The organism is Nocardioides eburneiflavus (assembly GCF_004785795.1).
GTDB classification, from domain to species: domain Bacteria; phylum Actinomycetota; class Actinomycetes; order Propionibacteriales; family Nocardioidaceae; genus Nocardioides; species Nocardioides eburneiflavus.
Genome location: NZ_SRRO01000001.1, coordinates 127401 through 148838, shown reverse-complemented (window position 1 = coordinate 148838; position 21438 = coordinate 127401). Strand labels below are relative to the sequence as shown.

At 73.2% G+C, this 21438-nt stretch carries 16 protein-coding genes; 6 read left to right on the top strand and 10 right to left on the bottom strand.

Features of this window, described 5'->3' with window-relative positions; translation table 11 throughout:
• Positions 1–42: 42 nt before the first annotated feature.
• Positions 43–1251 (bottom strand): PP2C family serine/threonine-protein phosphatase, encoded by a 1209-nt coding sequence (locus EXE59_RS00715; RefSeq protein ID WP_168218346.1) that lies wholly within the window; start codon positions 1249–1251, stop codon positions 43–45.
• Positions 1248–1925: a vWA domain-containing protein gene (locus tag EXE59_RS00710; RefSeq protein ID WP_135837187.1), complete on the bottom strand. Its 678-nt coding sequence runs from the start codon at positions 1923–1925 to the stop codon at positions 1248–1250. The genes EXE59_RS00715 and EXE59_RS00710 overlap by 4 nt, the downstream gene beginning before the upstream one ends.
• 89 nt (positions 1926–2014) lie before the next feature.
• On the opposite strand from EXE59_RS00710, the gene EXE59_RS00705 reads away from it, so the two are divergent.
• Positions 2015–3304, top strand: a complete 1290-nt coding sequence (locus EXE59_RS00705; RefSeq protein WP_210428838.1) for a protein kinase domain-containing protein — start codon at positions 2015–2017, stop codon at positions 3302–3304.
• A gap of 5 nt (positions 3305–3309) precedes the next feature.
• Here the strand turns inward: EXE59_RS00705 and EXE59_RS00700 are convergent, their stop codons facing one another.
• The gene (locus EXE59_RS00700) at positions 3310–4311 is read right to left on the bottom strand and encodes a hypothetical protein (protein ID WP_135837185.1); all 1002 of its coding nucleotides are present in this window, start codon (positions 4309–4311) and stop codon (positions 3310–3312) included.
• Between the two features lie 125 nt (positions 4312–4436).
• Here EXE59_RS00700 and EXE59_RS00695 point away from each other — a divergent pair, with 125 nt between their 5' ends.
• Together EXE59_RS00695 and EXE59_RS00690 are read left to right on the top strand one after the other, a co-directional pair.
• The gene (locus EXE59_RS00695; protein ID WP_135837184.1) at positions 4437–5978 is read left to right on the top strand and encodes a hypothetical protein; all 1542 of its coding nucleotides are present in this window, start codon (positions 4437–4439) and stop codon (positions 5976–5978) included.
• A gap of 19 nt (positions 5979–5997) precedes the next feature.
• The gene (locus EXE59_RS00690) at positions 5998–7338 is read left to right on the top strand and encodes an MFS transporter (protein ID WP_135837183.1); all 1341 of its coding nucleotides are present in this window, start codon (positions 5998–6000) and stop codon (positions 7336–7338) included.
• A 142-nt stretch (positions 7339–7480) separates the two neighbouring features.
• Here the strand turns inward: EXE59_RS00690 and EXE59_RS00685 are convergent, their stop codons facing one another.
• The 4 genes from EXE59_RS00685 to EXE59_RS00670 are packed head-to-tail and all read right to left on the bottom strand — an operon-like array spanning position 7481 to position 11243.
• Entirely contained in the window at positions 7481–8161 is a 681-nt protein-coding gene (locus EXE59_RS00685; RefSeq protein WP_135837182.1) for a histidine phosphatase family protein, read from the bottom strand.
• A gap of 42 nt (positions 8162–8203) precedes the next feature.
• The gene (locus EXE59_RS00680; RefSeq protein WP_135837181.1) at positions 8204–9112 is read right to left on the bottom strand and encodes a phosphodiesterase; all 909 of its coding nucleotides are present in this window, start codon (positions 9110–9112) and stop codon (positions 8204–8206) included.
• Positions 9113–9135: 23 nt separating this feature from the next.
• Positions 9136–10365, bottom strand: coding sequence for a fumarylacetoacetase (gene fahA, locus EXE59_RS00675; RefSeq protein ID WP_135837180.1), 1230 nt, complete (start codon positions 10363–10365; stop codon positions 9136–9138).
• Positions 10365–11243 carry a hypothetical protein gene (locus tag EXE59_RS00670; protein WP_246056402.1) on the bottom strand — a complete coding sequence of 293 codons (879 nt, stop codon included), beginning with the start codon at positions 11241–11243 and terminating at the stop codon, positions 10365–10367. The genes fahA and EXE59_RS00670 overlap by 1 nt, the downstream gene beginning before the upstream one ends.
• 65 nt (positions 11244–11308) lie before the next feature.
• Between EXE59_RS00670 and EXE59_RS00665 the strand changes: the two genes are divergently transcribed.
• Both EXE59_RS00665 and EXE59_RS00660 read left to right on the top strand, forming a co-directional pair.
• Positions 11309–12583, top strand: a complete 1275-nt coding sequence (locus EXE59_RS00665; protein ID WP_135837179.1) for a homogentisate 1,2-dioxygenase — start codon at positions 11309–11311, stop codon at positions 12581–12583.
• A gap of 59 nt (positions 12584–12642) precedes the next feature.
• A complete protein-coding gene (locus tag EXE59_RS00660) occupies positions 12643–13869 on the top strand; it encodes a multidrug effflux MFS transporter (RefSeq protein WP_135837178.1) in 1227 nt (408 codons plus the stop codon).
• A 43-nt stretch (positions 13870–13912) separates the two neighbouring features.
• Here EXE59_RS00660 and EXE59_RS00655 read toward each other — a convergent pair whose 3' ends face one another.
• From EXE59_RS00655 to nemA, 3 genes are all read right to left on the bottom strand, one after another.
• Positions 13913–15844 (bottom strand): ABC transporter ATP-binding protein, encoded by a 1932-nt coding sequence (locus EXE59_RS00655; RefSeq protein WP_135837177.1) that lies wholly within the window; start codon positions 15842–15844, stop codon positions 13913–13915.
• Positions 15841–17721, bottom strand: a complete 1881-nt coding sequence (locus EXE59_RS00650) for an ABC transporter transmembrane domain-containing protein (protein WP_135837176.1) — start codon at positions 17719–17721, stop codon at positions 15841–15843. Before EXE59_RS00650 ends, EXE59_RS00655 begins: the two co-directional genes overlap by 4 nt.
• 74 nt (positions 17722–17795) lie before the next feature.
• The gene (gene nemA / locus EXE59_RS00645) at positions 17796–18890 is read right to left on the bottom strand and encodes an N-ethylmaleimide reductase (protein WP_135837175.1); all 1095 of its coding nucleotides are present in this window, start codon (positions 18888–18890) and stop codon (positions 17796–17798) included.
• A gap of 102 nt (positions 18891–18992) precedes the next feature.
• Between nemA and EXE59_RS00640 the strand changes: the two genes are divergently transcribed.
• Positions 18993–21404 (top strand): FdhF/YdeP family oxidoreductase, encoded by a 2412-nt coding sequence (locus EXE59_RS00640; RefSeq protein ID WP_281280279.1) that lies wholly within the window; start codon positions 18993–18995, stop codon positions 21402–21404.
• Positions 21405–21438: the final 34 nt, after the last annotated feature.

Here is a 21438-nt window from a genome sequence, read left to right as displayed (position 1 = left end):
GTCGTGGGGCGCTGAGGCGTCGCTGAGGTCACGGCGGACCTCTCACTCCTGGCCGGAGAGCGGCCTCGCCGGCTCGTCCTTGCCCGTGTCGCCGCCCTTCCCGTCCTTCTTCTGCGTGTCCTTCGGCCCGTCGGGGCGCGTGTCCTTCTTGCGGCCCTGGTCGGATCTACCGGTCCCCTCGACCGTGGGCGTCCCGTCGGGCGTGGTGGACGTCACCGACGTGGTCGGTTCGGCGGGCTCGACGGGGGGTGCCTCCGATCGCCCGGGACCGAGCAGGAACAGCGTGGCCACGACGCCGAGCACCGCGGCCGCCGCAGCGATGACGGCGACGAGGCCGGCGCGTCGCCGTCGCCCGGGCGGCGCAGCGGTTGCAGGCAATGCCTCGTCCGGGACCGTGGAGAGCTCGCGCGTGCGCGGCGGGGTCGCCACACGGTCGTCGGAGAGGGAGTCGCGCACCAGCAGCACCGCCGACACGTCGTCCCCACCCACGCGCGCCGACTCCTCCAGCCACCCGGGCAGCTCGTCGGCGACGCGGTCGAAGCCGGACCGGACCACGAAGTCGGCCAGGTCGTCGACGAGGCCGTGCCACCAGTCGGCCTGGGCGAAGGAGTTGCCGTAGCCGTCGGTCGAGAGCAGCACCAGGTCGGGCTCCGCGCTGTCGGGCACCACGGCGTACCGGAAGTCGTCGACGGCGGACTCCAGGCACATGCTGGTGGTCTCGCCGGCGACGAGCCGGTCGTCGCCGGGGACCGGCCGGGTGGCGAAGCCGTGGCTGCGCACGAGGGCGTCGCCGTCACCGACCTGTGCGACGGCCACCCCGTGCCCGCCGACGACCGCGACGAGCAGGGTGGCGCCGTACGCCGTCGCGCTCCCGTCGCTGCCACGAGCGCGCTCGTCGTCGGTGAGCGGACGATCACGGGCATCGGCGGCGACCTGCGTCCGCCACTCCTCGACGATGCGAGGCACGACCTCGCGCAGGACGGCGGGGGGATCGTCCCGGTCGGACAGCGCCTCGGCCACCTGCCGGACCGCGACGTCCACGGCCGTCCGGGCGCCGACGTCGGAGCGTACGTAGCGGGCGCCACCGTGGCCGTCGGCGACGGCGACCACCCAGACGTCGCCGTGCGCGCCGGCGACGCGCCGGACCTGGACGGCGTCCTGGTTGGGCACGCCCTCGCCGTGGGCGGACCCGCGCCGTGAGGCGCTGACGGCTCGCCAGGCGCTGGTCCCCGTGGTCGCCGCGCCGCTCACCACACCGTCTCCTCACCGGAATCGGCCGACCAGGCGGTGACGTGCACGGGCGGAGGGGCGGCGGGTGCGAGCGACGAGGCGGCACGGGCAACGTGCACCGTGGCCCAGCGCAGCGCCATCAGGAGCTGCTCGGGGTTCGACGCGGTGACAGGCTCCAGCGCGGGGTCGGCGATGAAGGCGGCCAGCGTCCCGTAGTCGGCGTCCTGGCCGATCGCCACCGCCATCCGCACCGCCCGAGCCCCCCACGGCAGCGTCAGCAGCCGCGCCATCGCCGACTCGAAGTCGTCGGTCGGCATCCCGTCGGAGACCAGGACGACGGCGGGCGGGAGGGCGCGGTCCTCCATGGGCGGAACGGTGAGGGCCGTCCCGAGCAGGTCGATGGCCGCGCCGAGGTCGGTGTAGCCCCCGGCCTCGAGGTCACGCCACACCAGCTCGTCGGGGTGCGTCGGCGCCTCGACGTGCCAGTGGGCGCCGGTCGAGAACGCCACCACCCGCACCGACACCTCGGCGTGCGGGTTGCCGTACGACGTCTCGGCCAGGTGTGGCAGCACCTCGCGCACGGCCGTGTTGAGCGCCGTCATCTTCCCACGCGAGGCCATCGAGCCCGAGCAGTCGAGCAGGAGGAAGAAGTGCAAGGGCCGGCGGGCGAGCCGGGCACCCGGACGCTCCGTCATGGCCGCCCCCCTCGTGCGCCGGATCCTGTGGTGCAACCGCCTGCCCTGGGTGATGATGTGCGCCTGGGCGTCGAGAGGGGGTGGTGGGCGTGCTGTCCGTGGGCACCGAGCTCGACCTCCCGCGGCACGGCAGTCGCTGGCGCGTCGGCTCGTTGCTCGGCGAGGGCGGCCAGGGGGCGGTGTTCTCCCTCGACCCCGTGGACGGCGAGGGCCCGAGCCTGGCACTGAAGTGGTACCGCGCCGAGGCCGCCCATCCCGAGCAGCACGCCGCGCTCGTACGCCTCGCACAGCTGCCGGCACCGTCCGCGGCGTTCCTGTGGCCGGTGGAGGTCATCTCCGGACCGGACGGCGGGTTCGGCTACGTGATGCCGCTGCGCCCGGCCGGGCACGTCCCGGTCGCCGAGCTGCTGACCGGACGGGTGGACGCGCCGTTCTCGACGGTCACCCGCCTGTGCATGGGACTGGCCGACAGCTTCCTCCAGCTGCACGCCCAGGGCCTGTGCTACCGCGACATCAGCCTGGGCAACGTGTTCTTCGACCCCGTCTCGGGCGACCCGCTCGTCTGCGACAACGACAACGTCGGCATCGACGGGCGCGACCAGGCGCGGGTGCTGGGCACGTCGCGCTTCATGGCACCCGAGGTCGTGGTGGGCGACGCACTCCCCTCGACGGGCACCGACCTCTACTCGCTGTCCGTCCTGATCTTCTACCTGCTGATGTTCCACCACCCGCTCCAGGGGCGGCGCGAGCTCGAGCACGCGTGCTTCGACCGCGACGTGGAGCGGCAGCTCTTCGGCACCGAACCGCTGTTCGTCTTCGACCCCGACGACAACTCGAACGCCCCTGACCCGGTCGTCCACGGCGCGGTCCTCCAGTACTGGCCGCTCTACCCGCGCTACCTGCGCGACGACTTCACCCGTGCCTTCACCGTCGGCCTGCGCGAGCCGTCGCGCCGGGTGCGGGAGGGGGTGTGGCGCTCCCACCTCTCCCGCCTGCTCGACGGGATCGTCGTGTGCGCCTGCGGTCGCGAGAACCTCACCGACGACGGAGTGCCCATGGGGTCCTGCTGGTCGTGCGGGGTCGCCCTGCCGCCGCCGGTCCGGCTCCGGTTCGGTCCGCGGGTGCTCGTCCTCAACGCGGGCACCCGCGTCACGGGCCACCACCTGCGCCGGGACTACGCCCACGACGACACGGTCGCCGAGGTCGTCGTCCACCCCTCGCGGCCGGACCTGTGGGGCCTGCGCAACCACACGACCACCACCTGGAGCGTCGCCGCGCCCGACGGCAGCGCGCAGGAGGTCGGCCCGGGCCGGAGCATCGGGCTCCTGCCCGGGGCGACGCTGCAGATCGGCGGGGTGACCGCGACGATCGAGGCCTGAGCCGCTCATCGCACGCTCCTCGCCCGAGCCGCGGCAGCGGCGACGAACGCGCGGTTGCGCGGACCCACCTGGACCCGCCGGCCGGCCAGCCTGAGCACGCTGACCCGGCCCTCCTCGACCGTGACCTGGGACCACACCGCACCGAAGGACTGGTCAGGCTTCGGCTTGCGCAGCGACGTGTCGTACGGAGTGAACTCCAGACCGTTCGTCGAAGCGACCAGGGCGCCGCGTCGCAGCCCCGAGACGAGCAGCTTGGCGCCGCCGATCGCCACGATCGACAGCATCCCGCCGGCGGCACCGATGACAAGGATGGGCAGGCACAGCACGACCGTCATGGCGACGCCGAGTGCCACGCACAACGGCAGGCTCATCCCGGCGTAGGCGAGGGTGACGCCCAGCGCGGGCTCGCCGGCCAGGTTGGCCGTGTGACGGGCGAGGTTCTTCGGCACCGGCGGCCACGAGAGGGCTGGTCCCGGTGGCCGGGGACCGGGACCCGGCGGCGGACCCGGTGACGGACGTGGCGGACCTGGTGGCGGACCCGCTGGCGGGGTGGCGGCAGGTCGCGCCCCGGGGAGGAGGGTCGCCGAGAGCGGGAGGGGTGCCGCCGGCGGGAACGCGCTCGGTGGGGCCGATGGGGGGGCCGAGGACCCGTCGCGCGGCCACGACGAGGCCGCGAGGTCGCCGAACCCCAGCGCGGACGCCCACAGCTGGGTCGTCCGCTGGGCTGCCTCGGACGACCACCCGCGGGCGGCGGCCAGGTCCTCGCTGAGGCGCTGGAGCGACTGGGTGGTCAACGGGGTGATGCGGCGCAGGTCGTGCGGCAGGTTCTCCTCGGACGCCGCGACGACCTGGTGGGCGAGCCGGCGCAGGCGCACGCTGTCCTCCGGACCGAGCGCCTCGTCGAGGCGCTGCCGCAGGCGGCCCGGCCGGTCGGCGTCGGCAGGCGTGGCCACCGCGACCCGCAACGCGGCCAGCATGGTCCTGAAGTCCTCGGAGACGTCCTGCACGCGGACACCTTCGGCGAGCGCGCTGAGGCCGCGCTGAGGCGCTGCTGAGGTCGGGCCTCAGCGGGACCTCAGCGGGTCTTCCTAGCGTCTGCGAGACGCACGCCCGACGACTGACGGAGATCCCCATGCGCAGGACAGTGATCGCAGCGCTGGCAACGATGGTGCTCGGCATCGGGCTCATCTCGCCACCGGCTGCCCAGGCCGCCTCGAACGCCTACGTCGTCAAGGGCCATCCGGTCAGTGCGCAGCCGGGCATCAGCGAAGCCACCTACCTCTGCTACGACGGGGCACCGGACGTCGCGCCCACCCGCCTCGAGCGCGACGGCGGGACCGTCGGGACCTCCGCCCTCGGCTGGCAGAAGACACCGGCCGGCTCCGCGCTCGGCCCGCGGGTCCTCCTCGCGGGGGACCCCACGACGCTCAACACCTTCAAGGTCGACGTCCTGGCCCCCAGCGGCACCACGGGCTGGGTGCACGTCTACTTCGAGGACAACGGCGACGGGACCGAGTTCGTCCAGAACGACGGGTGGGCGCAGGTGACCCTCCCCGCATCCGGGTCGTGGCAGAGCCTCGACGTCACCAACCGGACCTACACCTGGGACTGGTGGATCGACGGCGTCTACCAGGGGCAGCCGACCGACACCGTGCAGGGCTTCGCCGGGGACAGCGGCGCCATCGCACAGGCCACCTTCGACGTGCTCCTGGGCTGCAACGGCCAGCCGTTCTACCTCGACGCACTGGCCGTCCGGCACGCGGCCCACCAGGTGTCGTACGACTTCGAGAAGGCACCCGAGCCCCACGTGCACGACCACGGCCACCTCATGTCGCACATGGAGTGGTCGTCCGACGGGACGACGGTGCAGACGGGCAACGCGGTGACCATCCGCTACGGGCAGAGCCTGTGGATGCTCGGCCACAGCCACGTCCACTACGCCGACGGGACGAACTCCTGGTACTCGGGCATCGGCACGCTCTGGCAGACCCCCGCCAAGGGCGATCCCAGCGTCGCGCTCCGGGGCGCCTTCGACCCCAGCAAGTACGCGGCGCTCAAGGTGGCTCCGACGCGGAACACGATCTACACCTTCGCGGTGGATGCGCACGCCCCGCACCCGGCGGCCACGTCGAACCCGTTGTCGGTGTTCGTGCAGTCCAGGGTGAAGGCCAAGGTCCTGGACAAGAAGCTGGTGGAGGGACAGAGGCTCGCGGTCAAGGGCAAGATCCTGCCGGCAGCCAAGAAGGTCAAGGTGTCCCTGCAGCGCAAGGCCGGCGGGGGGTGGAAGACCATCGCCGTCACGAGGACCCGGAAGGGCGGATGGTTCGACCTGTCGACGCGGGCCAGGAAGGTCGGCAAGTGGAAGGTGCGCCTCCAGGTCGACTCGACCGGGACCAACGTCGGGACGACCACCAAGACGGTCAAGGTCGTCGTCAAGAAGTACGTCCCGCCGCCGAAGGCGCCCTCGCAGCCGCCGCCCCAGCAGCCCGACCCGACTCCGGAGCCCGCCAACGCGATCACGCTCCCGCCGCCCCCGCCTCCTCCGGACGACGCGCCCAAGCCCCCGCCGCGGCCGACGAACACGCGTGGCGCCGCCGCCGGCACCGTCGCGGGCGGGGTCGAGGGGCGGGTCGGGACCGGCACGCCCAAGGGGGAGGCGCGGACCGAGCCCTGAGGGCTGACATGCTGGCGCGGTGACGGCCGAGCAGATCCACGACATCGGTCGTCGCCGCGCCTGGGTCATCTGGCTCGTCGCGCTCGCGGTCTACGTGCTGGCGGTCTTCCACCGCAGCTCGCTCGGCGTCGCGGGCATCATCGCCTCCGACCGCTTCGACATCAGCGCCACCAGCCTGGCGACCTTCACGGTGCTCCAGCTCGTCGTGTACGCCGGGATGCAGGTGCCGGTCGGCGTACTCCTCGACCGCTACGGCTCCCGGACCATGCTCCTCGTGGGCCTGGCGCTGATGACGGCGGGACAGCTCGGCTTCGCCTTCTCCTCGTCCTTCGCCGGAGCGGTGGCCGCGCGGGCCGTGGTCGGTGCGGGCGATGCGATGGTCTTCGTCAGCGTGATCCGGCTCGTCACGATCTGGTTCCTGGTGCGGCAGGCGCCGTTGGTCACCCAGCTCACCGGCCTGACCGGACAGCTCGGCGCGATCGCGGCGGCCGGCCCGCTGGCGTACCTGCTCCACGAGCTCGGCTGGACCCGCACGTTCGCGCTCACGTCCAGCGTCGGCCTGGTGCTGCTCGTCGGGGTGGTCGCGCTGGTGAAGGACTCCCCGTACGAGCGCGACGACGTCGTGGCCGTCAAGCTGCGCGCCCTCGCGCAGTCGGTCCGTACGGTGTGGGGCAACCCCGGCACCCGGCTGGGCATGTGGTCGCACTTCGCCTCGCAGTTCTCCGCCACCGTCTTCGCCCTGCTGTGGGGATACCCGTTCCTCGTGCAGGGGCTGGGCTGGTCGTCGCGAGGCGCCAGCACCCTGCTGATGGCGATGACGGCGTGGGCCGTGGTGAGCGGCCTCGTCCTCGCGCGGCTGGTGGCGCGACTGCCCTACTACCGCTCGTGGATCGTGGTCGGCGTCGTCATCGCGATGGTGGTGCCGTGGACCGGCGTGCTGCTGTGGCCCGGCGTGGCTCCGACCTGGCTGGTGGTGGTGATGGCGTTCGCCACGGCGAGCGGCGGCCCGGCCGCGATGGTCGGCTTCGACCTCGCGCGGTCGTTCACGCCGGCGCACGAGACCGGTCGCGCCAACGGGCTGGTCAACATCGGCGGCTTCACCGCCTCGCTGCTGACGATGGCGCTGATCGGCGTCGTCCTCGACCTGTCGGCGAGCGGCGGGATGGAGTCCTACACGCTCGGTGACTTCAAGCTCGCGATGGCCGTGCAGTACCTCTTCTGGGCGCTCGGGATCGTCCAGACCCTCCGCTACCGGCGCCGTGGGCTCGCCCACCTCGCCCGCGTGCACCCCGGCTCGGTCGAGCAGATGCGGGCTGGGCAGCCGTTCGTGCACCCGGGGATCGGGACCGAGGGCGTCTGAGGTACGCGGATGAACTCGCACCCGTACGGGTGGAAGTTCAGAGCGGGGACCCGGGTTCCACGCTCAGCCGCAGATGAAGTTCCACCCGTACGCGTGGAAGTCCATCGGGTCCTCGGCTGTAGCCACGGGCCAGCCGAACACCTCAGCCGATCTCGCCGTCGTCGTCGGAGTCCAGGTCGCCGGTCGGGTCCTCGGCGGTCGGGTCCTCCAGGAGCTCGCCGCCGACCGGGTGGCCCTGCCACGACACCATCTCCCAGCCGGCATCCGGGTGGCCGTCGAGCACGATGAGCGCGGTGTTGTGGAGCGGCTGGTGGACGGACGGTGCGTCCGGGTGTGGCGTCATCCGGGTGGAGACCCACGTACGCAGCGCGGCGCCGTGCGAGACGACGAGTGCGGCGTCGTGACCGGCCGCGGCGATCGTACGGACGGCGGCGTCGTAGCGGGCGAGGAACTCCTCGCCGGTCTCGGCGCCGGGCATCCGGTGGGTGAGATCGCCCTCGAGCCACGTCGCCACCGAGCCGATGTAGCCCGCGACCGCGTCGTGGTCGCTGCGCATCTCGAAGTCGCCGGCCGCGATCTCCTCGAGCCCGTCGACCACGGTCGGGGTGAGGCCGCGGTGCTCGGCGGTCGGGGCGGCCGTCTGGTGGGTGCGCACCCGGCTGGAGACGTAGATCGCGTCGAGGTGGTGCTCGGCGATGGCCTTGGCGGCTGCCTCGGCCTGGGCGCGTCCGAGGTCGGTCAGGTCGAGGCCGGGGTGGGCGGTGTCGAGCTCGCCGGACACGTTGGCGTGGGTCTGGCCGTGGCGCATGAGCAGCAGTCGCAAGGGAAGGTCCTCGGCAGGGGTCGATCGGGCAGCGGTGGCGGGTCAGTTGTTGAACTGGGAGGTCTTGCTCGAGGCGAGCTCGCGGGCCTGCTCCAGCGGCACGCCCTCCAGCGCCTCCGCGACGTCGGAGCCGACGTGGCTCACCTCGACACCGCGCTCGATGGGGACGAGCGTGTGGACGAGGCGGTCGTCGTAGGTGTGGACCATCGTGAAGGCCCGGTTGGCGTCCACGCCCGAGACGAAGCGGTCGACGGGCGCCGGGTCGCTGGTGTAGCAGCTGGCCGACGCGACCGAGACCGGCACGCCGGCGAAGGTCGACCACGTCGACAGGTGCAGGTGGCCGGCGAGGATGCCGCGCACGTCGGTGCCGGCGATGACGTCGGCGAGCGCCTGCTGGTCGTGCAGCTCGATCAGCTCGGCGGCGCGCAGCATCGGGATCGGGAGCGGCGGGTGGTGCATGGCCAGCAGGGTGCCGTGCTCGGCGGGAGTGGCGAGGACGTCGGCCAGCCAGGCCAGCTGGGCGGGCGTGAGCTCGCCGTGGTGGTGCCCGGGCACGCTGGTGTCGAGCGCGACGATCCTCAGGCCGTCGACCTCGTGCACCCGGTCCTGCGGGCCCGCGTCGTCGGAGTCGAAGAGCCCGCGGGCGAAGGGCTCGCGCTCGTCGTGGTTGCCCATCGTCCACACGACGACCGCGCCCATGTCGGCCGCGAACGGCTCGACGATCGACCGGAGCGTCTCGTAGGCATCGGGCTCGCCGCGGTCGGCGAGGTCGCCGGTGAACACCAGCGCGTGCGGGGCTGGCCGTACGGCCGCCAGCCGGTCGAGCGCGAGACGCAGGTGCGCGACGTTGTCGATGACGCCGTAGTGCAGGGCCCCGCCACCGATCAGGTGCGGGTCGCTGAGGTGCGCGACGACGTGCCGGGGGGCGGCGTACTGTCCCAGCTGCTTCACGGCGCCAGCCTAGGACCCGCGCCTCAGCGGGCGGGCAGGATGCGCCCGGTGACCTCGCCCAGCGAGATCCGGCCCCCACCGGTGCCGGGCGCGCTGTAGCGCAGGGTCACCTCGTCACCGTCCTCGAGGAACGTGCGCTCGCGGCCGGCGGCGGTGAACGGCTCCTTGCCGCCCCACGACAGCTCGAGCAGCGACCCGCGCTGGTCGCGCTCGGGGCCGGACACGGTGCCCGAGCCCCAGAGGTCGCCCGTACGCACGCTCGCGCCGTTGACCGTGGTGTGGGCCAGCATCTGCGCGGGCGACCAGTACATGGTGCGGTAGGGCGGGCGCGCCACGACCTCGCCGTCGAGCACGACCTCCACCTCGATGTCGAGGCCGGCCGGGCGGTCGACGCGGAGGTAGTCGAGCACCGCCGGGTCGTCCTGGCCGGGCAGGTCGGTCCACGCCGCGGCGAGGGCCGCGAGCGGGGTGACCCAGGCGCTGATCGAGGTGGCGAACGACTTGCCGAGGAACGGGCCGAGCGGGACGTACTCCCAGGCCTGGATGTCACGCGCCGACCAGTCGTTGAGCCCGACGACGCCGAACGTGTGCCGGGCGAAGTCGGCCGTGGTGACGCGCTCGCCCATCGTCGACGGCACGCCGACGACGAAGCCGAGCTCGGCCTCGATGTCGAGGCGCTGGGAGGGGCCGTACGTCGGCAGGTCGGCGTCGGGCGCCTTCCGCTGCCCGCACGGGCGCACGACGTCGGTGCCCGAGACGACCACCGTCCCGGAGCGGCCGTGGTAGCCGACGGGAAGGTGCTTCCAGTTGGGCAGCAGCGGCTCGGCGTCGGGCCGGAACATGTGGCCGACGTTGGAGGCGTGGTGCTCGGAGGCGTAGAAGTCGACGTAGTCGCCGACGGTGAAGGGCAGCAGCATCGTCACCGAGTCGAGCGGCGCCAGCGCGGGCTCGACGAGGTCGCGCTCGGTCTCGTCGGTCAGCAGGCCGCGCACCCACGCGCGGGTGGAGTCCCACACCGCGGGGCCGGCGGCCATGAACGCGTTGAGCGTCGGCTGGTCGAACAAGGCGTGGGTGTCGACCATGTCGGCGGCTGCGACGACGCTGAGGTCGAGGACCTGGTCGCCGATCCGGACGGCGACGCGCGGTCGCTCGCCGGGCCGCGCCACCACGCCGTAGGGCAGGTGGTCGACGTCGAAGCCGGAGCCGGCGGCTCCCTCGACCCAGCTGGTCGGGGTCGTGGCGGGGGTGCTCATCAGGCGTCCTTCCGGTGGGGCAGGAGCCCGAGGGCGATCAGGTCGTCGCGGGGCTCGAGGACCGAGCACGAGCCGAACGAGGTGAACCAGCGGCGGGCGGCGGCCACGCCCCCGTCGGCGAGGTCCGCGGCCAGTGCTGCGCCGTCACGCTGCTCGAGCACGGCGGCCGCGTCCTCCACGGAGCCGCCGTCCCACAGCGCCGTCGTCGCGGCGGCCACGTTGAGGAAGCCGTGCATGCCACCGCCCTCGGGATCGTGGCGTACGGCACGGTGCAGGCCGGCGGTCGCCTTGAACGCGGTCTCGCGGTCGAGTGCGGCGTCGATCCAGGCGGCGACGGTCGCGGAGTCGGGCACCAGGTCGTGGTCGACGTGGCCCAGGCGCAGCTTGAGCCGGTGGTCGCAGGCCGCGACCTCGTCGGCGGCCGCGAGCCAGGCGGCGGTCGCGGGGCCGGGGAGCTCGATGAAGAGGGGCACGTCCAGGTCGGCGTCGCGGGCGGCGGCGTCGATGCGGCGGACGTTGCCCACCGGGTCGTCGACGTCGCGGACGACGATCTCGACGGCGGCCACGTGCAGCCCGAGCCGGGATGCCGCGCCCAGGGGACCGGCGAGCTGGCCGGCGCCGCCGGTGACGACCACGGAGAGCGGGCCGACGAAGCCGCGCACCAGCGGCAGGTCGGTGTCGCGGAGCACGAAGCTGCCGACGAGGTCGGCCCACCACTCCTCGCGCCGGGCTCCGTACGCCGCGGTCGCGTCGTGGAGCGGCGCGTCGCCCGGCGGGAAGATGGCCGCATCGTCGACGAGGCCGCTCCACTCCTCGGGCCAGTCCGGGGCGCCGGGGTCGACGGGTCCGGGATCGACAGGTGCGGGGGAGGGCGTCACGGGTCTACTCTAACCACCAGATAGCGGACGTACATGTTCGATAATCGGATGATTGGATCGCGCCGATGGCCTACTACCGAGCACTGGGCCGGCTGCCGCGCCAGCGCCACACGCAGCTGCGCGACGAGGACGGGCAGCTCTTCCGCGAGGAGCTGATGGGCGAGGAGGGATTCTCGTCCGACTCCTCGTTGCTCTACCGCCGCGGCGTCCCGAGCGCGATCACCGACAGCCAGGTCTGGGAGCTCGGCGACCAGGCCCGCACCCCCAACCACCCGCTCAAGCCGCGCCACCTCAAGCTGCACGACCTCTTCCCGGTGGTTGAGCAGGGCGAGGGACGAGCCCGTGTCGACACCACGGGAAGCTGCCCCGTGGAGGGCCGCCGGCTGGTCCTCGGCAACAACGACGTCCGCATCGCCTACGTCGTCACCGGCACCGAGCCCTCGCCGCTGTACCGCAACGCCATCGGTGACGAGTGCGTCTACGTCGAGTCCGGCAGCGGCACCGTCGAGACCGTGTTCGGCGTCCTGCCCTACCGCTCTGGCGACTACGTGGTGATCCCGCGCGCGACCGACCACCGCTGGGTGCCGGCCGAGGCCTCCCGGCTCTACGCGATCGAGGCCAACAGCCACATCCACCCGCCCAAGCGCTACCTCTCGCGCTTCGGCCAGCTCCTCGAGCACGCGCCCTACTGCGAGCGTGACCTGCACGGCCCGGCCGAGACGTTCCAGGCCGAGGGCACCGACGTCGAGGTGCTGGTCAAGCACCGCACCAGTGCCGGCATCGTCGGCACCCGGCTGACCTACGCCACCCATCCGTTCGACGTGGTCGGCTGGGACGGCTGCCTCTACCCCTACACGTTCAACATCGAGGACTACATGCCGATCACCGGCAAGGTCCACCAGCCGCCCCCGGTGCACCAGGTCTTCGAGGGCTGGAACTTCGTGATCTGCAACTTCCTGCCCCGCAAGGTCGACTACCACGAGCTCGCGATCCCCGTGCCCTACTACCACTCCAACGTCGACTCCGACGAGGTCATGTTCTACGTCGGCGGCGACTACGAGGCGCGCAAGGGCTCCGGCATCGGGATCGGCTCGATCAGCCTGCACCCCGGCGGCCACGCCCACGGCCCGCAGCCGAGTGCGATCGAGGCGTCGCTCGGCGTGCAGTACTTCGAGGAGTCCGCCGTCATGGTCGACACCTTCGCCCCACTCGAGCTGGGCGAGGGCGGCCTCGCCGTGGAGGACCCGGCGTACGCCTGGACCTGGGCCGGACGCGGTCCCAACCCGTCGGGACCCGCCTCGGACGAGGACGGCGGCCCGGCGGTCTTCAGCAACAGCTGAGCGCGCCGCTGCCGCGGCCCCATCAGTGCCGCGACCGACCCGGACCGTAGCCTCGACGCATGACCAGCGCGCCGGGGACCCGCCCGGCCCGCGGCACCCTGGCGCTGGTCCCGTTCGTGCTGGCGCTGCTGTCCATGATCGGCCCGTTCAGCATCGACACCCCGTTCCCCGCGTTCTCGCAGATGGGCGACGCCCTCGACGTCTCCGCCGGGGAGCTGCAGCTCGTGGTGACGGCCTACATGCTGGCGTTCGCGGCGATGAGCGTCTTCCACGGACCGTTGTCCGACGCGGTCGGCCGCAAGCCGGTGATCGTCTGGTCGCTGGCGGCGTACGCCGTCGCCTCCGCTGCGTGCGCGTTCGCGCCGACCCTCGAGTGGCTGCTCGTCGGGCGCGTGGTGCAGGGGCTGGCGGCCGGCGGCTCGACGATCGTGAGCCGCACGATCATCCGCGACCTGTTCGACGGCGCCGAGGCGCAACGCCTGATGAGCCAGGTTGCCGTGATCTTCGGGCTGGCCCCGGCGATCGCCCCGGTCGTCGGCGGGCTGCTGGTGCAGGTCGGTCCCTGGGAGACGGTCTTCTGGTTCATGGCGGCGCTCGCGGTGGTCCTCCTGGCCGGCACGCTCGCGCTGCTGCCGGAGAGCCACCCGCCCGAGCGCCGCGTCCCGCTCCGGGTCGGCGAGATCGTCGCGGGCCTCGCCGCCGTCGTCGTCGTGCCCGCCTTCCACCGGATGGCCTGGGCCGGCACGCTCGTCTTCGGCGCCCAGTTCCTCTACATCGGCGGCGCCGCGATCTTCGTCGTCGACCTGCTCGGCGAGGGCGAGCTGGACTTCTGGAAGCTCTTCCTGCCGATGATCGGGGCGATGGTGGTCGGCTCGGTCCTGAGCGGTCGCCTCGGCCGGCTCGTGACCAGCTCCCAGCTGGTGTCCGCCGGGTACGCCGCCAGCGCCGCCGGCGCGCTCCTCGGCGTCGTCGTGGCGCTGACCCCCGCCGGCGAGGTGCTGCCGTGGGCGGCGACCGGCATCGCGCTGGTCGCCTTCGGCAACGGCCTGGCCTTCCCCAACATCCAGCTGCTGATGCTCGACCTCGTCCCCACCCGTCGAGGTGCGGTCATGTCGGCGTCGTCGTTCGTCACGCTGGTGTTCAACGCGGTCAGCGCGGCCGTGCTCGCCCCGTACGCCGGCCGCTCCGTCCTCGGCTTCGCCGTCGCCGCCGCCGTGTGCGTGCTCCTCGGCTGGGCGTGCTGGGGCTGGCACCAGCACATCTCGCGCACGTCGGTCCCGGCCTGACCGGGTCTGTCCACCCGCTGCCGTCGCCAGCCACCCGGAGCCCTCAGGAGGTCCAGGCCCGCCAGAGCGCGGCGTACTCCCCGTCGACCTCGAGCAGCTCGTCGTGGCTGCCGAGCTCGACCACGAGCCCGTCCATCACCACCGCGATGCGGTCGGCGTCGTGGGCGGTGTGGAGGCGGTGGGCGATCGCGACGACGGTCCGCCCCTCGAGCAGGTTGTTCATCGAGCCCTCGAGCGTGCGCGCGGTGCGGGGGTCGATCAGCGACGTGGCCTCGTCGAGCACGAGCGTGTGAGGGTCGGCGATGATCAGCCGGGCGAGTGCCACCTGCTGCGCCTGCGCCGGGGTGAGGGCGAAGCGCCCGGACCCGATCATGGTGTCGAGGCCGTCGGGGAGCCGCTCGACCCAGGCGAGGGAGCCGACCGCGCGCAGCGCCTCGCGCACGGCGTCGTCCGAGGAGTCCTCGCGCGCGAGCACGATGTTGTCGCGCACCGTGCCGATGAAGACGTGGTGCTCCTGGGTGACCAGCGCGACCTCCGTGCGCAGCACCTCGAGCGGGAGGTCGACCAGGTCGACGCCGCCGACCCGGGCCGACCCGGTGCGGGGGCGGTTGATGCCCGACAGCAGCCGGCCGAGCGTCGACTTGCCCGAGCCGCTCGGCCCGACCACCGCCAGCCGCTCGCCCGTACGCAGCCGCAGGTCGACGCCGTGCAGCACGTCGTGGCCCTCCCGGTAGGCGAAGCGCAGGTCCTCGCCCACCAGCTCGACGCCGTCGGGGAGCCGGTCGCCGGGCTCGCGGTCGGGCGGCACCTCCGCGATGCCGAGCAGGCGGCTGGTCGAGGCGGCCCCGACCTGGAGCCGGTCGACCTCGCCGATGACGGCGTCGAGGGGCTCGCCCAGCGCCACGACGTAGAGCATCGCGGCGGTGATCTGCCCGAGGTCGACCCACCCGCGGCTGTAGGCGTACGCGCCCACCAGCAGCGTGACCACCTGCGGGACCTGGAAGGCGCCGTTGAGGGCGGCGAAGAGCACGTTGCGCAGCGTCATGCCGTAGCGCTCGGCCTGCGCAGAGACCTCGATGTCGTCGGAGCCGGCGCGCACCCGCGCGGCCGAGAGCCCGAGCGCCTCGACGGTGCGGGCACCCTCGACGGTCTCGGTGAGGGTGGTGTTGATCCGCGAGTAGGTCGCACCCTCGGTGATGTACGCCTTGGGGGCGCGCGTGAGGTAGGTGCGGACCGCCGGCGCGCACAGGGCGAACACCACGAGCGCCGGCACCGCGAGCACGAGGGAGTTGAGCAGCATCGCCACCACGGACAGCACGACCGTCAGGAGCGAGATCAGCAGGCGGGGTACGCCCCACTGCACGCTGCGGGCCATGGTGCCGACGTCGCGGGTGACGCGGGTGACCAGGTCGCCGGTGCTCGCGCCCTCCACCCGGCCGACCGGCAGCCGCAGGATCGTGCCGACGATGTACTCGCGGGCCGAGGCGAGGAGGTCCTGGCCGAAGTGCGTGGAGGTGCGCTGGGCACCGAAGGTGAAGAGCGCCTGGAGCAGGACCACGCCGACGACGACGAGCGCCAGCGTGTCGAGGCCCTCGACGGCCGCGCCCTGCGTCTGGACGCGGTTCACCAGCTCGCCGAGCAGCCGCGGCACCACCAGCGCGGAGCCGGCGGCGAGCGCGTTGAGGGCGACGAGCAGGGCGAACGACCGCTTGCGGCTGCGCACCAGGTCGCCGAAGAAGGCGAGCACCGCCCTGTTGCCCGACACCGGCCAGCCGCGCGCGGGGTTGCGGGAGGCGGCGTAGACGTCCTCGGCGCGCTGGCGGCGCAGGGCGTGGCGCTGCCACAGCGCCCGGTGGCGCTCCCGCGCGCCGACACCCTGCGGCGGGCGCAGCTCGTGCGGGATGGCGGGCGGGTCCTCGGCCCGGTCGCGCCAGGTGGCGGCCGACGTGGCGAGGAGGTCGTGGCTGGTGCTCATCGGGCGGCCTCCTCCTCGTCGAGGGCGCGGGCGACCACGCGGCGGTAGTCGTCGACCTCGAGCAGGTCGGCGTGCCGGCCCTCGGCCACGACCGTGCCGTCGTGCAGCAGCACGACGCGGTCGGCGTGGTGCAGCCACAGGGGCGAGACGGTCGTGACCACCGTCGTGCGGCCCCGGCGGGTCTCGGCGACCCGCTCGGCGACCCGGGCCTCGGTGTGGGCGTCGACGGCCGAGGTGGGCTCCACGAGCACCAGGACCGGAGGGTCCGCGGCGATCGCCCGGGCGAGGACCACCCGCTGGCGCTGGCCGCCGGAGAGTCCGCGGCCTCGCTCGTCGAGCTGGCCCTGCCACCCCTCGGGCAGCGCGTCGTAGACGTCCTCGGCGTTGGCGACGCGCAGGGCGTGCTCGGCCTGCTCGCGGCTGAGCCGGCCGTGCGGGTCGATGGCGTCCTGGAGGGTCCCGGCGAACAGCTGGCTGCCGGTGTCGCTGACCAGCACCTGGCGGCGTACGTCGGCCAGGTCCGCACGGGCCAGGTCGACGCCGCCGAGGGCGACGCCCCAGTCGCGCCCGGCGCGCTCCTCGTCGAGGGCGGCGATCCGGGCGCGCTCGCGGGCCTTCTCGGCGCGGGCGCGTCGGGCGGCGCGGCCCCGCGTGCCGTCCTCGCCGTCCTCCGGGACGGGCTCGGTGTCGGCGGGCAGGTAGCGCCCGAGCCGGTCGGCCAGCGCCGAGCTCTGCTCGGGGACCGCGCTGACGACGACCGTGAGGATGCCGGGCTGCACCGTCAGGCCGCTGGCCGCGTCGTGGAGGGCGGCGGTGCCGTCGAGGGCGACGGGGTCCGCCGGGCCGCGCCACGGCGGCCGCTGCTCGAAGATCGCGATGGCCTTGCGGGCGCTCACCATCGAGCGCACGCCCTTCTGGGCGAACTCGAAGAACGTACGGATCGGCCCGACCATGAACAGGCCGTAGCCGAGGAACGTGATGAGCTGGCCGACGGTGAGGGTGCCGGCCTCGACCTGACGGGTGCCCAGCCAGACCAGCGCGACGAGGAAGACGCCGGAGAGCAGCACGCCGACCGCCTCGACGACGGCCTGCCAGATGCCGGCTGCGACGCCGGCCTGCTTCGCCGACTGCGACTGGCGGTCGTAGTTGGCGCCGAAGGTCTGCTCGCCGCCGATGCCGCGCAGGATCCGCAGGCCGGCGACGATGTCGGTGGCCAGCGAGGTGAGATCGGAGGTGCGCGAGCGCTCGAGCTGCTGGCGGCGGTGCAGCGGCCGGAGCAGCGGCAGCGCGGCGCCGACGAGCACGGGGGCGGCGACCAGCGTGAGCAGGCCGAGCTGCCACGACATGGTCAGCACGATGAAGGCGACGGTCAGGTAGGAGACGAGCTGGCCGACACTGCGGGCCAGGATCTCGGTGAGCGCGCCGAACTCGTCGGAGTCGCTCGAGGCCACGCTGAGCACCTCGCCGGTCGGCGAGCGGCGGGGCAGCACGTGCCCCATCTGCACGACCTTGCGGGTGACCATCTCGAGCGCGCCGTAGAGGCCGACGAGCCACGTGCGCACCACCAGCGTGTGCGACACGATGCCGAAGACGGCACCGACCACGACGACCCCGAGCAAGAGTGCGGCCCAGGCGAGCAGGGCCGCCGTCGAGCCGCCCACGATGCCGTCGTCGACGGCGCGACCGAAGATCCACGGGCCGAGGGTCATCGGCAGGAACCACAGCGCGTAGCAGAGCGAGGACAGCGCGATCAGCGCCTTCTGCTGGCCGAGCACCCACCTCAGGAACGCGGCAGGGGTCCGGGTGTCGGGGTCCGGGGAGGGGGCGTCGTCTTGACCCGAGAAGAACGTCGCGGTCCGGGGTGGGAAGTCCTGCATGTCACCGAGGAGCCTAGGCGCTCGGGACCGGTCGGGACGACGCAATAACGAGGACGCCCGCCCCGCCCCACGCCTCAGGCCGCGCCGTGCTCCGGGTAGTCGGTGTAGCCCTCGGCGTCCCCGCCGTAGAAGGACTCCGGGCGGGGCGGGTTGAGGGGCAGTCCCTCGGCCAGCCGGCGCGGCAGGTCGGGGTTGGCGATGAACGACCGGCCGAAGGCGGCGGCGTCGACCAGGCCCGCGTCGAGGAGTCGCTGGGCCTTGGCGAGGTCGTAGTTGCCGGCGCCCACGATCGGGCCGGGGTGCGCCTCGCGCAGGGCCCGGCGGTAGTCGTCGTCGAGCTCGGGCCCGCCGGCCCAGTCGGGCTCGGACAGGTGCAGGAACGCGAGGCCGCGGCGCCCGAGCTCGCGGGCGACGTACAGGCCGGCCTCCGCGCCCTCGGGGTCCTCGGTGCCGTTGAACGACCCGATCGGCGAGATCCGTACGGCCACCCGGTCCGCGGACCAGGCGTCGACCACCGCGTCGGTGACCTCGAGCATGAGCCGCGCGCGGTTCTCCAGCGGCCCGCCGTACGCGTCGACGCGGAGGTTGCTGTCCGCGGCGAGGAACTGGTGCAGGAGGTAGCCGTGCGCGCCGTGGATCTCGACGAGGTCGAAGCCGGCCTCGCGGGCGTTGAGCGTGGCACGGCGGTAGTCCTCGACCACGCGCGGGATCTCGTCGAGGTCGAGCGGGCGGGGCACGGGGCACGCGACCCGGGTCGGCCGCCCGTCCTCGCCCCGGACGGTGGTGCGGTTGCGGTACGGGCCGGCGCTCGCCGAGACGGGCAGTGCGCCGTCGTGGAAGGACTCGTGCGAGACCCGGCCGACGTGCCACAGCTGCGCGGCGATGAGCCCGCCCGCCTCGTGGACCGCGTCGGTGACCCTCCGCCAGCCCGCGACCTGCTCGTCGCTGTGGATGCCGGGGGTGTCCATGTAGCCCTTGCCCTCGGGGCTGACCTGCGTGCCCTCGGAGATGAGCAGCCCCGCGCTCGCCCGCTGCACGTAGTACTCGCGCATCAGGTCGTTGGGCACGTCGCCGGGGACGGTCGCACGCATCCGGGTCAGCGGCGCCATGAGGACGCGGTTCTCCGTGCGTACGGCGCCGAGGGACAGGGGCTCGAAGAGGGAGGCCATGTCAGCGACCAACGCCATCGTCGACGGCCCCTATTCCTGCGGTCGCCCCCACGGTCCGTACGGGCGGTGTGCGCAGCACCACGGGCGAGGCAGGATGGGGCGGTGACCTTCCTCTCCCAGCTGCGAGACGTGCCCGCCCGGCTCCGCAACGAGTCCCGGCAGGTGCCCACCGACGACATCGACGAGACGGAGGTGGAGGTCGAGTCCACCGCCCACGCGGCCGCGGGAGCGACGGCGGTCGCGGTCGCGATGCGACGCGCCATCGGCCAGATGGGGGTGCGCCGCACCGCCTCGACGCTGACCAGGCTCAACCAGGTCGACGGGTTCGACTGCCAGGGCTGCGCCTGGCCGGACCCGGCGCCGGGCCACCGGCACGCGGCCGAGTTCTGCGAGAACGGCGCCAAGGCCGTCGCCGAGGAGGCGACCAAGGAGCTGCTCGACCGGGAGTTCTTCGCCACGCACTCGGTCGCCGACCTCGCCGGGCGCACCGAGTTCTGGCTGGGCAAGCAGGGCCGTCTCACCGAGCCGATGGTGCTGCGTCCGGGCGCGACCCACTACACGCCGATCTCGTGGGACGACGCGTTCGCCACGGTCGCCGGTCATCTGAACCGCCTCGACCACCCCGACCAGGCGACGTTCTACACCTCGGGCAAGACCTCCAACGAGGCAGCGTTCGCCTACCAGCTGTTCGTGCGGTCCTTCGGCACCAACAACCTGCCCGACTGCTCGAACATGTGCCACGAGTCGTCCGGGTCGGCGCTCGTCGACACCATCGGCATCGGCAAGGGCTCGGTCAGCCTCGAGGACATCCACCAGGCCAAGCTCATCGTCGTGGTCGGGCAGAACCCCGGCACCAACCACCCGCGGATGCTGTCGGCGCTCGAGGAGGCCAAGTCCCGCGGGGCGCGGATCGTCGCGGTCAACCCGCTCAAGGAGGCGGGCCTGGTCCGCTTCAAGAACCCGCAGCACGCCAAGGGGCTCACGGTCGGTACCGCACTCGCGGACCTGCACCTGCCGATCCGGCTCAACGGCGACCTGGCGCTCTTCCAGGCGATCGGCTCGCTGCTGGTCGAGTGGGACGCCGTCGACCGCGACTTCCTCGAGCGCTACACCACCGGCTACGAGGCGTACGTCGCCCACGTCGCCGACCTCGACTGGGCGAAGGTCGAGGCCTCCACCGGTCTGTCGCGCGAGCAGGTGACCGAGGCGGCCCGGATGTTCGCCGACTCGCCGGCCACGATCACGTGCTGGGCGATGGGCATCACCCAGCACCACAACGCGGTCGGGACGATCAAGGAGATCGTCAACGTCGCGCTGCTCCAAGGCAACATCGGCAGGCCCGGCGCCGGCGTGTGCCCGGTGCGCGGTCACTCCAACGTGCAGGGCGACCGCACGATGGGCATCTGGGAGCGGCTGCCCGACCACTTCCTCGACGCGATCCGCGACGAGTTCGGCTTCGAGCCGCCGCGCGAGCACGGCCTCGACACCGTCGGCTCGATCCAGGCGCTCCGCGACGGCAGGGTCCGGGTGTTCTTCGGCATGGGCGGCAACTTCGTCGGCGCCGCTCCCGACACCGAGGCCACCGAGGCCGCCATGCGCAACGCCGCCCTCACGGTGCACGTGTCGACCAAGCTCAATCGGTCGCACGTCGTGCACGGCGGCGAGGCGCTGATCCTCCCCGCCCTCGGGCGCAGCGAGAAGGACCTGACCGGCGGGCAGGTGCAGCGAGTGACGGTCGAGGACTCCATGTCCGCGGTCCACGCCTCCCACGGCCCCCTCGAGCCCGCGTCGGAGCACCTGAAGTCCGAGGTCGACATCGTCTGCTCGCTGGCCCTCGCCACCCTCGGCGAGGACTCGCCCGTCCCGTGGGCGGCCTTCCGCGCCGACTACGGCGAGATCCGCCGGCGGATCGCACGCGTGGTCCCCGGCTGCGCGGCGTACGACGAGAAGGTGCACGAGCCCGGCGGCTTCGTACTGCCCCACCCGCCCCGCGACAACCGGGTCTTCGAGACCCCCAGCGGCAAGGCGGTCATCACCACGACCCCGCTCGAGGTCCTCGACGTGCCACGCGGGCGGTTCCTGCTGCAGACGATGCGCTCGCACGACCAGTTCAACACCACCATCTACGGCCTCGACGACCGCTATCGCGGGGTCAAGGGCGGCCGGCGGGTCGTCTTCGTCAACCCCGACGACCTGCGCGACCTCGGGTTCGCCGACGGCGACGTCATCGACCTGGTCAGCGAGTGGAAGGACGGCGTCGAGCGGACGGCCCGGTCGTTCCGCGTCGTCCCCTACGACCAGCCGCGCGGCTGCGTCGCCGCCTACTACCCCGAGGCCAACGCGCTCGTGCCGCTCGACTCCACGGCGGAGAAGAGCAACACCCCGGTCTACAAGTCGGTCGTCGTGCGGCTCGACCGGCCGGGCTCGGACGGGCAGGAGGACCGCGGCGGGCACGGGTCGTCCGACCAGGGATCCGGGTCGCTCCGCGACGACGAGCCGCACCACCTGAGCTGACCCGGCCCGCGGGTTCACCCCATTGGGTAGCGTG

Bases quoted from the DNA above. Each gene is read 5' to 3' on its own strand.
- EXE59_RS00660 (WP_135837178.1), top strand. From the start codon at position 12,643: ATGACCAGCGCGCCGGGGACCCGCCCGGCCCGCGGCACCCTGGCGCTG.
- nemA (WP_135837175.1), bottom strand. From the start codon at position 18,890: ATGGCCTCCCTCTTCGAGCCCCTGTCCCTCGGCGCCGTACGCACGGAG.
- fahA (WP_135837180.1), bottom strand. From the start codon at position 10,365: ATGAGCACCCCCGCCACGACCCCGACCAGCTGGGTCGAGGGAGCCGCC.
- EXE59_RS00710 (WP_135837187.1), bottom strand. From the start codon at position 1,925: ATGACGGAGCGTCCGGGTGCCCGGCTCGCCCGCCGGCCCTTGCACTTC.
- EXE59_RS00655 (WP_135837177.1), bottom strand. From the start codon at position 15,844: ATGAGCACCAGCCACGACCTCCTCGCCACGTCGGCCGCCACCTGGCGC.
- EXE59_RS00665 (WP_135837179.1), top strand. From the start codon at position 11,309: ATGGCCTACTACCGAGCACTGGGCCGGCTGCCGCGCCAGCGCCACACG.
- EXE59_RS00695 (WP_135837184.1), top strand. From the start codon at position 4,437: ATGCGCAGGACAGTGATCGCAGCGCTGGCAACGATGGTGCTCGGCATC.
- EXE59_RS00650 (WP_135837176.1), bottom strand. From the start codon at position 17,721: ATGCAGGACTTCCCACCCCGGACCGCGACGTTCTTCTCGGGTCAAGAC.